Annotated in this window: 10 protein-coding genes; 5 read left to right on the top strand and 5 right to left on the bottom strand. The window is 72.5% G+C overall.

Annotated elements, in window-relative coordinates; genetic code table 11:
* Positions 1-20 precede the first annotated feature (20 nt).
* The 3 genes from F6J85_RS15720 to F6J85_RS15710 form a co-directional block, all read right to left on the bottom strand.
* A complete protein-coding gene (locus F6J85_RS15720; RefSeq protein ID WP_202980845.1) occupies positions 21-1,016 on the bottom strand; it encodes a LacI family DNA-binding transcriptional regulator in 996 nt (331 codons plus the stop codon).
* A gap of 62 nt (positions 1,017-1,078) precedes the next feature.
* The gene (locus F6J85_RS15715; RefSeq protein WP_150926474.1) at positions 1,079-2,236 is read right to left on the bottom strand and encodes a Gfo/Idh/MocA family protein; all 1,158 of its coding nucleotides are present in this window, start codon (positions 2,234-2,236) and stop codon (positions 1,079-1,081) included.
* The gene (locus F6J85_RS15710) at positions 2,233-3,072 is read right to left on the bottom strand and encodes a class I fructose-bisphosphate aldolase (RefSeq protein WP_150926471.1); all 840 of its coding nucleotides are present in this window, start codon (positions 3,070-3,072) and stop codon (positions 2,233-2,235) included. The genes F6J85_RS15715 and F6J85_RS15710 overlap by 4 nt, the downstream gene beginning before the upstream one ends.
* A 722-nt stretch (positions 3,073-3,794) precedes the next feature.
* Between F6J85_RS15710 and F6J85_RS15705 the strand changes: the two genes are divergently transcribed.
* Complete coding sequence (locus F6J85_RS15705; RefSeq protein ID WP_150926469.1) at positions 3,795-4,805, top strand: aldose 1-epimerase family protein; 1,011 nt, start codon at positions 3,795-3,797, stop codon at positions 4,803-4,805.
* Between the two features lie 137 nt (positions 4,806-4,942).
* Here the strand turns inward: F6J85_RS15705 and F6J85_RS15700 are convergent, their stop codons facing one another.
* Positions 4,943-6,409: a mannitol dehydrogenase family protein gene (locus tag F6J85_RS15700; protein ID WP_238706984.1), complete on the bottom strand. Its 1,467-nt coding sequence runs from the start codon at positions 6,407-6,409 to the stop codon at positions 4,943-4,945.
* A 32-nt stretch (positions 6,410-6,441) separates the two neighbouring features.
* Here F6J85_RS15700 and F6J85_RS15695 point away from each other — a divergent pair, with 32 nt between their 5' ends.
* Positions 6,442-7,170 (top strand): SDR family oxidoreductase, encoded by a 729-nt coding sequence (locus F6J85_RS15695; RefSeq protein WP_150926465.1) that lies wholly within the window; start codon positions 6,442-6,444, stop codon positions 7,168-7,170.
* A 149-nt stretch (positions 7,171-7,319) separates the two neighbouring features.
* Here the strand turns inward: F6J85_RS15695 and F6J85_RS15690 are convergent, their stop codons facing one another.
* Entirely contained in the window at positions 7,320-8,504 is a 1,185-nt protein-coding gene (locus F6J85_RS15690; protein WP_150926461.1) for an HAD-IA family hydrolase, read from the bottom strand.
* Positions 8,505-8,613: 109 nt separating this feature from the next.
* Here F6J85_RS15690 and F6J85_RS15685 point away from each other — a divergent pair, with 109 nt between their 5' ends.
* Genes F6J85_RS15685 through F6J85_RS15675 form a run of 3 tightly spaced genes read left to right on the top strand, consistent with a single transcriptional unit; the run spans position 8,614 to position 12,130 of the window.
* On the top strand, positions 8,614-9,696 hold the full coding sequence (locus F6J85_RS15685; protein ID WP_150926459.1) for a LacI family DNA-binding transcriptional regulator: 1,083 nt from the start codon (positions 8,614-8,616) through the stop codon (positions 9,694-9,696).
* Positions 9,693-10,724: a class I mannose-6-phosphate isomerase gene (locus tag F6J85_RS15680; protein WP_150926457.1), complete on the top strand. Its 1,032-nt coding sequence runs from the start codon at positions 9,693-9,695 to the stop codon at positions 10,722-10,724. The genes F6J85_RS15685 and F6J85_RS15680 overlap by 4 nt, the downstream gene beginning before the upstream one ends.
* Positions 10,721-12,130 (top strand): FGGY-family carbohydrate kinase, encoded by a 1,410-nt coding sequence (locus F6J85_RS15675; protein WP_202980844.1) that lies wholly within the window; start codon positions 10,721-10,723, stop codon positions 12,128-12,130. The genes F6J85_RS15680 and F6J85_RS15675 overlap by 4 nt, the downstream gene beginning before the upstream one ends.
* Positions 12,131-12,172 lie beyond the last annotated feature (42 nt).

The following is a 12,172-nucleotide window of genomic DNA, read 5'->3' as shown; positions in this document are numbered from 1 at the left end:
CTCCTGAGCCCGTCGCAGGATCAGCGCCCGTAGCCGCCGCGATCGACCAGGCGCGTGGGGAGCAGGAAGCGCGACGATCCGGCCGAGCCGTCGATCCGCGCGAACAGGGTCTCGGCGGCGACGGTGCCCATGCGATCGGTGTCGTAGTCCACGATGCGGATGCGCCGGGGAAGCACCTGCGCGAGTTCGAAGTCGTCGAAGCCGGTGACCGCCACCTCGGCGTCGCGGGGAAGGATCGCCTCCAGGGCCCCGATGGTCGAGCGGTTGTTGGCGCAGAACACCGCGGTGGGCGGATGCTCCGCCTCCAGCAGGCGCTCCATGGCGTCCCGGGCCGCGGCGGGGGTGTGCAGATCCGACACGAGCAGGGCCGGGTCAGGGATGCGCCCCGCCTCCGCGAAGGCGTCGAGGAACCCCTGCCGGCGCTCGGCCATCGTGAAGATCGAGGGCGAGTCGAACAGCAGCGCGATGCGTTCGTGCCCGTAGCGGAGCAGTTCGGCGACCGCCGCGTGCGCGCCGCCGCGGTTGTCGATCAGCACGGCGTCGGCCTCGAGTCCGCCGCCGGGGCGGTCGAGGAACACCACCGGCGTGCCGGCGGCCACCTCGCCGGCGAGATAGGACTGGTCCTCACCCGCGGGGACGAGGATCAGCCCGCCCACGCGGCGCTGGCACAGGTCCAGCGCCAGCGTGCGCTCGGCGCGCGCATCCTCTTCGCTGGAGGCCATGATGACCTGCATCCCACGGCCGATCGCCACCGTCGACACGGCGGCGGCGACGGTCATGTAGAACGTGTTCGACAGGTCGGCGGCGAGGAATCCGATCGTGTCGCGGCTGCCCGAACGCAGGCTGGCCGCGAGGGCGTTGCGGTGGAAGCCGAGGCGGGCGATCGAGGCGTTCACGCGCTCGATGAGGGCCGCGTCGACATTGGGCTGGCCGTTGATGACGCGTGAGACGGTCTTCAGGCTGACGCCGGCGTCGGCGGCGACATCCACCATGGTGGGGCGACCGCTCTTGCGCATCCGGTGCCTTCCTGCGTCGTGGTCGCGTCGATCCTACGGATGGCGCACGCCGCTGCCGCGGATCACCGCTCCAGCGGAACCAGCGCGGCCTGCTCGTGCGACGCGATCGCCGCCGAGAAGATGCGGTGCGTCAGCGCGGCCTCCTCGGGCCGGACCGTCCCGAAACGCTCGCCCAGCTCGCCGGCGAACTCGGCGAGGAACGCCGCCCACATCTGCAGGATCGAGTCCGAGAACCCGGTCTCGAAGTTCGCTCCGGTCACGGTGGGCCACACGGCCTGGCTGCCCGCGTCGATCCGCTGCCAGCTCTGCTCCCGGCCCACACCTGGGACGTCGACGACGGCGAACACCTCGACCGACTTGGGGTTCTTCGTGCTGAAGCGCACCCCGCCGTCCATTCCGATCGCCTCGAACTCCCACGTGTTCTTCTCGCCCGGCGCGATGCGCTTGGTCTCGGTGGTCAGCACGAAGGGGGCGCCATCGTGGGTGGTCCAGCTGTGGATGACGGCGTTGTCCCACGTGTCGCACGGCACGGGCGTCCCGTCGGGTCCGGGGCGCTCGGTGACGATGTCCTGCAGCACCCCGACGAGCCGCTCGGGCACCCAGCCCAGGCGCAGCGGAACGTGCCACGTGTGCATCCCGAGGTCGTTCATGACGCCGGCCTCGCCGCAGAACTGCTTCTGCCGCTTCCAGTTCAGCGGCTTCGCCGGGTCGAGGTCGCTGGCGTGCAGGAACGTGCACTTCGCCTCGATGACGCGGCCGAGGGCTCCGCTGCGGACGTAATCGACGGCCCACTGCGCGCCCGGGAAGAACGGCATCTCGCTGGAGATCCGCACGAACGAGGCGGGGGCCTCGTCGATCGCGTGGAGCACCGCATCCGCCGCCGCCCCGTCGATTCCGAAGGGCTTCTCGGCCAGCAGCGCCTTGCCGGCACGGATGGTGTCGACGTACAGCTGCTCGTGGAGGTCGTGGCGCACCGCGATGTAGACGACGTCGACGTCGGGGTCGGCGAGGAGCTCGTGGTAGTCGGTGGTCTTCAGTCGCACGGTGTCGATGCGGTCGAACCACTCCATCGCGGCGGGGTTGATGTCGCACACGGCGACCAGCTGAGGATCCACGGGATGGTCGATGAGCGCGGGCCAGCGACGCAGGGCGGCGGCGATCTCCCGCCCCATGAGGCCGGCGCCCACGATGCCGACGTTCACGCGCCGGGGCGCGGTCATCCCTCGCCTCCGATCAGGGCGAGGGCGTCGTCGACGGTGGCGTCGTCGTGGACGACGGCCATGAGGGCCGCGGTGATGCCGGCAGGATGCGGATGCTGGATGACGTTGCGCCCGTAGACGATGCCGCGGGCGCCCTGGGCCAGGACGGCCTGGGTGCGCTCGAGGAGCGTGCGATCGTCGACGCGTCCGCCGCCGCGCACGAGCACGGGGGTGCCGGCGGCGGCCTGCACGACGAGGTGGTAGTCGCCGATGTCGTCGGTGGGGTCGGCCTTGATGAGGTCGGCGCCCAGCTCGCGGGCCTGACGCACGAGCGTGACGATCTTGCGGGTGTCTCCGTCGACCGTGTACCCGCCCTTGTCGGAGTTCGTCTGCATCACGAGCGGCTCGATCATGAGCGGCATCCCGTAGCGCTCCGCGTCGGTGCGCAGCGCGAGGATCGAGCGGATGCACTGCTCGCGGACCTCGGGGTGACCGGGCAGGTCGAGGAGGTTCACGCAGACCGCGACGGCGTCCAGCCGCACCGCGACCTCGATCGCGTCGGGCACGTGGACGCTGTGCAGGGGCGACTCGAGCGGGCTGTTGTAGACGTTGGCGATGTCGGTGCGCAGCACGAGGCCGGGCTTGTCCTTGCCCGGCGCCGACTGGAGGAGCGGAGCCTGCCCGAGGGTCAGCTGGATGGCGTCGGGGCCGGCGTCGATGAGGGTCGCCACCGTGGCGGGCATGTCTTCGATCCCGGCGAGAAATGCGTGCTCGTGGAACGCGCCGTGGTCCACCGCCACATCCAGCGCGCGGCCGGATCGCGGGTTGAAGAGGCGATTGAGGCGGTACTTCGTCATGGGAGTGCACTCTCCGATGGCTGGCGACGGGGCCGCGCCGGTGCGGCGGCCCTCTCAGTATGGGCAAGCTGAGACAACGTTGTCAACAACGTGTAGCCGTCGCGCGATCCGGGTGGTCGCCCTGCCCGAACTCCTCAAGATCGCAGCTCGGGTGGGCGCGGTTTCGCGTGATTCCGGGGGTGCGTCGGCTCGCACGCGTGAGTCTTGAGGAGTTCGGGCGGGGCCGACGTCGGCAGGGGTCGCCTGGTGCGGACATAGGCGGGACCGCGCGAGCCGAGTGGGCGCGCTGCCCGGGTGGCTGCGGGCGCCGGTCCGGCCGGGCGGCTCCGGGTGGTCGCCCTGCCCGAACTCCGCAAGATCGCAGCTCGCGCAGGCGCGGACCCGCGTCATTCCGGGGGTGCGTCGGCTCGCGCGTGTGACTTTTGAGGAGTTCGGGCGAGGCCGCCGCCGGCAGGGGTCGCCAGGTGCGGGCAGAGGCGGGACCGCGCGAGCCGAGTGGGAGCGCAGCCCGGGTGGCTGCGGGCGCCGGCTCGGCCGGGCGGCTCCAGGTGGTCGCGCTGCCCGAACTCCTCAAGATCGCAGCTCGCGCAGGCGCGGACCCGCGTGATTCCGGGGGTGCGCCGGCGCGCACGCGTGAGTCTTGAGGAGTTCGGGCGAGGCGACGCCGGCAGCGGTCGCCCGGGGCGGGGGCTGCTACCGTGGCGCTTCGACGGAGGGAAGACATGGCGACGGAGCTGTTCGGGAGGCCCATCGAGCACGCGCGTGAGCGCCGCGGTTCGCTCGCGCAGACGGCGGCGGTGGAATCCTCGCTCATGACCGACGGACCGTCGACGGGGATGCGGCGCATCCGGATGGTCGCGGGCGATGTCGACCTCGAGCTCCTGCCCGACCGCGGGCTCGACCTGGGCCAGGTGCGGGTGGGCGGCGTGCCGCTGGCATGGCTCTCGCCCACGGGATTCCCCCGCGCCAGCGTGCACGACGGCGATGGGCGTGGCTTCTCCCGTGCGTTCGGGGGAGGACTCCTCACGACGTGCGGCCTGCGCAACGTCGGTCCTGCCGCCGACGACGGCGGGGAGCAGCATCCGATGCACGGCCGGTACACGTCGCTGCCGGCGACGGTCGTGCGGGCGGAGGCGACCGACGACGAGGTCGTCGTGGAGGGCGTGGTGCGCGAGGCCGCCGTCTTCGGCGCCGACCTCGAGCTGCGCCGGCGTGTGACGCTCGTGCCGGGGGAGCGCACGATCCGGGTGGACGACGTCCTGACCAACCGGGGGGCGGATGCGGTGGAGCCCATGGTGCTCTACCACGTGAACTTCGGCTGGCCGCTCGTGGACGAGGGCACGCGCCTGCACAGTCCGGCGACGGCGGTGCGCCCGCGGGACGAGCAGGCCGCCGTCGGAGCGGAGACGTGGGACACCTTCCCCGCGCCATCCCACCCCTACCCGGAGCAGGTGTTCGCCCACGAGCTGCCGAAGGACGAGCGTGTCGCCGTCGAGGTGCTCAACCCGCGTGGGCTCAGCGTCGCGGTGCGCTTCGACACCGCGCAGCTTCCCGGACTGTTCCAGTGGCGTGTGGCCCAGCCGGGGCTGTTCGTGCTCGGGGTGGAGCCGGCGCTCGTCCCCACGATCCTGGGGCGCGCCGCCGCCCGCGAACAGGGGCTCCTGCGTCCCCTCGCGCCCGGCGCCGCGCTCACCCTCGGCGTGGAGATCGAGGCGACCGGCTCGCTCTCCTAGCCCGCATCGCGCGGGGCGTCGCCGCCCGCCGCGGCCCGCGTCACGGGAGGGTGCGCCGCCCCCCGCGGCCCACGTCACGCGAGGGCGATCGCCGCGGCCCGCGTCACGCGAGGGTGCGCCGCCCCCCGCGGCCGGCGTCACGCGAGGGCGATCGCCGCCCCCCGCGGCCCTCGCTCGGCGAGGAGCGAGCGCGCGGCCAGATAGGCCTCGCGCAGCCGCGGGTCATCGACGCCGAGCGTCGGCACGTGCGTGAGGAAGGCGCCCGGGTCGGCCTCATCCGCAGTCGCGGCCGCCTCCAGCACCTCGAGGCGGGCATCGTGCGTGATGACGCGCTCCCGCGCGTCCCGCGCTCCCCGCACCAGGCACGCCTGCCATGCGGCCAGGACGAGCGCGCACCGCGCGAGGGATCCGCCCGCGGCGAGCCGGTCCTCGATCACGGGCATGAGGAACTTCGGGATGCGGTCGGAGCCGTCCACGACCTGGCGGGCCAGGGTGTCCTGGATGGCGCGGTTGGAGAAGCGCGCGAGCAACTGCGCGCGATAGGCGGCCAGGTCGATGCCGGGCACGGGGTCGAGGGTGGGCTGGGCCTCCTCCCGCATGTACGCGCCGAGGAAGGCGGCGAAGTCGGGGTCGTCCACGACGTCGTGCACGTGCGTGAATCCGGCGAGCAGCCCCAGGTACGACATCGCCTGGTGGGAGGCGTTCAGCAGCCGCAGCTTCATCTTCTCGTACGGGGCGACGTCGGTGACGAACTGGGCGCCGACCGTTTCGAGCGCGGGGCGGCCGGTGGGGAAGCGGTCCTCGATCACCCACTGCGCGAATTCCTCCGCGCACACCGGCCACGCGTCGCGCAGTCCCGTGAGCTGCTCGACGACGTCGACGTCTTCGGGGGTCGTGGCCGGTGTGATGCGGTCGACCATCGAATTGGGGAACGCCGCCTCAGTCGCGATCCAGTCGGCCACGTCCGGCGCGGCGGCACGGGCGAAGCCGACGAGAGCCTCCCGCGCGACCGCGCCGTTGCCCTGGATGTTGTCGCACGAGAGCACCGTGAACGGCGGGATGCCCCGTTCCCGGCGGCGCGCGAGACCGGCGACGAGGTAGCCCCACACCGTGGTCGGGGCGGCGCCGGCGACCGCGTCGGCCCGCGCGCCGGCGCGGTCGAGGTCGAACCTGCCCGTGACGTCGTCCACGCCGTAGCCGGCCTCGGTGACGGTCAGCGACACGATCCGCACCTCCGGCGAGGCCAGCTTCTCGATGACGGCCTCGGGGCTGTCGGGGGCGTAGAGGTACTCGGCGACCGAGCCGATGACGCGCGCGGTCGTGGCGCCGTCGGGGCTGCGGGTGACGAGGGTGTACAGGCGATCCTGCGCCGCGAGCACGTCGCGCATGCGGGCGTCGCCGGGCATCAGCCCCACCCCGCACACGCCCCATCCGGGCTCGCCGCCCTCGCTGAGGGCCCGGTCCAGGTACATCGCGAGGTGGGCGCGGCTGAAGCCGCCTAGACCGAAGTGCACGACTCCGGATAGAGTCTCGTCCCGATCGTACGGTGGGATGACAACGTTGTCGGTTGCGTTGCTCAGCGTCGAGCTGTTCAGGTCGGTCACGGCCCAGAGTCTAACGAAAGGACACATACGCAATGGGAGACTTCGAAGGTCGTACCGTTCTGGTCACGGGAGCCGCGGGCGGCATCGGCGGCGCCACCGTGCGTCACTTGGTCGCACGCGGAGCGGACGTCATCGCCGCAGGTCGCACGGCGGAATCGCTCGAGGCGATCACGCAGGAGACGGGCGCGCGGCCCCTGGCGTTCGACCTCGAGTCGGAGGATTCCGTCCGCGCCGCGATCGAGGGTCTCGACCTGTGGGGCGTGGTGAACTGCGCCGGCTTCGGCGGCGAGATCGCCACCCCGCAGGACACCGACATCTCCGTCTTCGACAAGGTCATCGCGGTGAACACCCGCGGGGCGCTGCTGGTGATCAAATACGCCGCGCGCGAGATGATCCGCCTGGGCCGCGGCGGCGCGATCGTGAACGTGTCGAGCCAGGCCGGCCTGGTCGCCCTCACCGGCCACATCTCGTACGGCTCCTCCAAGGCGGCGCTGGACAACATCACCCGGGTCTCGGCGCTCGAACTCGGGCGCTACGGCATCCGCGTCAACAGCGTCAACCCGACCGTCGTGATGACGCCGATGTCGGAGTGGTACTGGGGTCGCGAAGACGTGGGTGGCCCCTTCCTGGAGCAGATGCCGCTCGGACGCTGGGCGACCGAGGACGACATCGCCGGCCCCATCGTGTTCCTGCTCAGCGACGAGGCGAGCATGATCAGCGCCGTCTCGCTGCCGATCGACGGCGGCTACACCGCGCGCTGACCCCGCCGCCCCGCCGCGCCCTGCCCCGCGAGAGTGCATCATCCCGGCGAATGTGCATCGAATCCGGTGCACTCTCGCCGAGATGATGCACTTTCGGCGAGTCGGGGCTGGGCCGGGCGGGGCGGCCGGGCCGGGCGTGGGCGGGCGGGTCAGGGGCGGATGCGGAGGCGGAACGCGGAGCCGTCGGCGACGAACTCGAGCTGGTCGAGGCGGTCGACGACCACGTCGGCGTCGGCGAGCTCGTCGGCCTCGTGCGTGCCGGTGATCGCCACCACGGCGCATCCGGCCGCGCGGGCCGCGGTGATGCCGGCGGGGGCGTCCTCGAACACCACGCAATCGCCGGGCTCCACGCCCAGCCGGCTCGCGGCGAGGACGAAGGGCTCGGGATCGGGCTTGCCCCGCGTGACGTCGTCGAAGGTCACCACGACATCGGGGCGCGGCAGGCCCGCCGCCTGCAGACGGTTGCCCGCGATCAGGCGCGTGCCGCTGGTGACGATCGCGTGGCGCGGTGCCGAGGCGAAGAAGTCGGCCGAGCCGGGGATGGGCGCCACATCCGAGACCTCGGCGGCCTCGATCTCGGAGATGCGCGCGAGTGCGACCTCGGCACGGTCGGCGGGGAACATCCGGGCGATGAGCTGCGCCGCAGGCTGCCCGTGGCCGGAGGCCAGCAGGTCCAGGTCGACGCCGAACTCGCGCGCGAGCACCGTCCACGAGCGCAGCACCGCGGGCGTGGAGTCGATGAGAGTGCCGTCCAGGTCGAACAGTGCCGCGTCGAACCGCCGCGACCACAGCGGGGACTCGGCGGGGAGTGCGCGATGGCGCCCGAGCGCCCGCAGCACGCGCGTCACCTGCTGCGGGGTGGACAGCGCCGCGTCGATGCGCACGTGCGGCACCGTCGGCGGCTCGGCGGGCGGATCCACGGCGTGCGCGTCGCGGTCGGCGTCCCGCTGCGCCCGGCGCCCGGCGAGGGTCTCGGGCGTGCCGGTCATCCACACCACGACCGGCTCCTGTCCGCACGCCTGGGTGAGCCGGCGCCAGTCCTCACCGCCGGTGAGTTCGGCCGTGAACGGCGCGACGGCCACCGCCCCCACCCCCGTGCGGCGCTGGTCGGCCAGTGCTTCGCGCAGGACGCGGTAACGGGCGGGGCGAACGGTGTCGCGCAAGGCCTCGTCGTTCCAGTGCGCGCCCCCCAGCAGCGGAGGGAGCAGGTCCTCCAGCACGGGGTTGGTGAGCGTGTCGAGGTCGAGCACCGGGAGTCGCAGGTGCGCGGCCAGCGCGCGGCCGAGGGTGGACTTGCCCGCACCGGGTGCCCCGGTGACTGCCAGGAAGATCATCAGGCCTCACTTTCCGCCAAGACTTGACAACGTTGTCGGAAGAGGCCCACTATATCGACGGGTGTCCCGGCTCGCCGGGGTTTCGAAATGACAACGATGTCGAGGTGAAATGGCGCACGACGAGGATGCTGAGGCGGGGGCCACGGCCCTTCCCCGCGGTGCGCACCCGCGCGCACGCATCACCGACGTCGCCGCCCGGGCCAGGGTCAGCATCAAGACGGTGTCACGGGTCGTCAACGACGAGCCCGGCGTGCGCGAGGAGACCCGCACGCGCGTGCGTGCCGCCATCGGCGATCTCGGATTCGTTCCCAACACGACCGCCCGCTCCCTCAAGACCGGGGGGCAGGACGCCATCGGAGTGGTCATCGACGCCATCTCCGACCCGTTCTTCGCCGACCTCGTCAGCGTGCTGGAAGACCTCGCCGCCGAGCGCGGTATGAGCCTGCTGTTCGCCAGCACCGGGTTCGACGCCGACCGTGAGCGCGAGCACCTCCAGCGGCTGGCCGGACACCAGCTGCGCGGGCTCATCATCGCCCCCGTGGGCGTGAGCGCGCAGGAGCTGCAGGTGCTGCGTCGGCGGTTCCCCATCGTCAGCGTCGACCGGGTGCGCGAGGGCATCGACTCCGTGATCGTCGACGACTTCGCCGCTGCGCGCGACGCCGCCCGTCACCTCGTCGAGCAGGGGCACCGCCGCATCGGGTTCATCGGCGACGACCCCGCCTACCCCACCAACAGCGCTCGCCTGGCCGGCTTCCGTGCCGCGCTGGATGAGGCCGGCATCGCCGTGGACGAGTCGCTCATCGTCGGTCACCCGCGCAGCCGCTCCGCGATGGCGTCGGCGTCGGCGGCGCTGCTGGCCCGTCCGGATGCGCCCACCGCCGTGCTGTGCGCGACCTCGCGTGCCTCGATCGCCACGATGGACGCCATCCGCGCCGCCGGCACCGAAGGCCTCGCGCTCATCTCCTTCGGCGACTTCGAGCTCGCCGACCTGTTCACCCCCGCCATCACGTGCGTGGATCACGTCCCCCGTCCGATCGCGACGGCCGCCTTCCAGCGGCTGCTGGAACTGTTCGACGATCCCGCCTCCGAACCGCGGCGGATCGTCCTGCCCACCTCCCTCGTCCAGCGCGGATCGGGCGAACTGCCCCCGCGTGCGGCCGGGGCCTCGACCCTCCTCGGAGCCGAATCATGAAGCCCCTCCTCCTCCCTCCGAATCCGGTGCAGCACTTCTACCTCGGTGGCGACCGCATCGCGGCGCTGCGCGGGATCGTCCCGGAGTCCGACCGTCAGCCCGAGGAGTGGCTGGGAGCCACCGTCGCGCGCTTCGGCGACACCGAGACGGGGCTCGCCGTGACGGAGGGCGGGACGTTGCTGCGTGACGTCGTCGCGGGCGACCGCTCCGCGTGGATCGGGTCCACCGAGGGCCGCGACGCCGCCGATGTCGGGATCCTCGTCAAGCTGCTCGACGCGCGCCAGCGCCTCCCCGTCCACGTGCACCCCGAGCGCAGCTTCGCCGCGGCGCACCTGGACTGCCCCTACGGCAAGACCGAGGCGTGGTACGTGCTCGACACCGAGCCCGGCTGCGCCGTGTACGTCGGGTGGAAGGAAGCCGTCGACCGCGACGAACTCGACCGCCGCCGCGACGCGCAGGACAGCGAATGGATGCTGGACCACCTCAACCGCGTCGAGGTGCGCGAAGGCATGGGGGTCCTCGTCCCGGCCGGCACCGCCCACGCCATCGACGGCGGCATCTTCGTGGCCGAGGTGCAGGAGCCCACCGACTTCTCGATCCTGCTGGAGTGGTCGGTGACCACCTCCACGCGGGAGGAGTCGCACCTGGACCTCGGGTTCGACACGGTCATGCCCGCCGTCTCCACGCAGGCGCTGACGCCGGACGCGCTGGCCTCGCTCATCACGACCGAGGGCGAACGACAGGGCCGCGGCATCCGCAGCGTGCTCCCCGCCGCGGCAGACCCGTACTTCCGCCTCGCCGTGGCCTCTGGGCCGGATGCGGTCGAGGCGGGCTTCGCGGTGATCCTCGTCACCGACGGTGACGGCGCCGTCGTCTCCGACGAGGGCGCCGTCGCGGTCCACTCGGGGCAGGCCTTCGCGGTGCCGCACTCCTTCGGCTCGTGGCACATCGACGGCGACGCGTCGGTGCTCGTCGCCCGCCCCGGTGCGGGGTGGCCCGCGACGCTGGCCACCGGGGAGCTGCGGTGAACGAATACGTCGTCGGCGTCGACATGGGATCCACGAGCATCAAGATGCTCGCGGCCACCCCGGACGGGCGCGAAGTGCTCGTGGTCAGCCGCCGCTCGCCGTGGGTCAGTCTCGATCACGGCCAGGCCGAGATGCCGGCCGAACGCGCGCTGAGCGTCGTGCGCGAACTCGCGCACGAGGCCGACGCCGCCCTCTCCCGCCACGGCGCCTACCGCGTGGCGGCACTGGGGGTCTCCGGCATGGCGGAGGCCGGAGTGCTCCTGGACGGGGCCGACCGCCCGGCCGCGCCCATCATGGCGTGGTTCGATCCGCGCGGCGGCGCGCAGATCCAGCAGACGCCCGCGGAGTTCCGCGCCGAGTTCCCGGGCCGCACGGGTCTGCCCGTGGGGCCGCTCGCCACGATCTCCAAGCTCCTGTACCTGCGCGATGAGGGCATCGACCTGCGCGCGCGCACCTTCCTGAACGTCCCCGAGTACATCGTCCGCTCCCTCGGCGGCCCGCGCGTGGCGGAGTACTCGCTCGTCTCGCGCACCGGCATGATCGATCAGGACGGCAGCGTCCCGTGGGATGCGGCGCTGGACGTGCTCGGGGTGGGACCGGGCGTGCTCGCCGAACGCGTGGGCGCCGGCATGCCCGTCGGCCTGCTCGCCGACGAACGGATGCCGCAGGCCTTCCAGGCCGCCGCTCTCACGATCGCCGGTCACGACCACCTCGTCTCCGCCGTCGCGGCCGGAGCCACCGCCAGCGACGAGCTGTACGACTCGATGGGCACGGCCGAGGCGCTCGTCCGCGTCATCGACGCCGCGCTTCCGTTCGACGCCCGCGAGCGCCTGGCCCACGCCGGCATCAACACCGTGCGGCACGTGCTGCCGGGCAAGTACGTGCTGCTGGCGGGGACCAAGTCGGGCCTGCTCATGCGGCGCGTGCTGCAGCTCATCGGGGTCGCCGACGAACGCGGCCGCCTCGATCTGGACGCGCGCGTGATGCAGCTGCCCGTGCGCGGGGCGCTGGCCGACGGCGGTCTGGAGGTCACCGGCGCGCGCAACGACGACGGCGTGCTCAAGGTCGTCGCCAACAGCGACGGGCTGTCTCCGGAGGAGCTGTTCATCGCCGCGCTGCTGCACGGCAACGACATGTGCGCCGAGCTCATGGAGGTCATGGACCGCGAGGTCCCCGCCCCCACCTCGACCCTGCTCACGGGCGGATGGTCGAAGATGCCCAGCGTCGTGCGCGCCCGCAGCCTCGTGCTCCCCGACGTCTCGCTCACCTCGCACGACGAGGGCACCGCCTACGGCGCCGCGCTGTTCGCCGCCTTCGCCGCCGACGGCGGCTCGGGCGACTTCCCTGCGTTCGCCGCATCCTTCCTCGCCGCGCACTCCGCCTCCGTCGCCGAACCGGCCGGATGAATCGAATGAACGGAGCCATCGTGAACCACCTGCACATCCGCA

It is taken from the genome of Microbacterium lushaniae, assembly GCF_008727775.1.
GTDB classification, from domain to species: Bacteria; Actinomycetota; Actinomycetes; order Actinomycetales; family Microbacteriaceae; genus Microbacterium; species Microbacterium lushaniae.
Note: the sequence above shows the minus strand (reverse complement) of the source record. Positions and strands in the feature narration are given on the sequence as shown.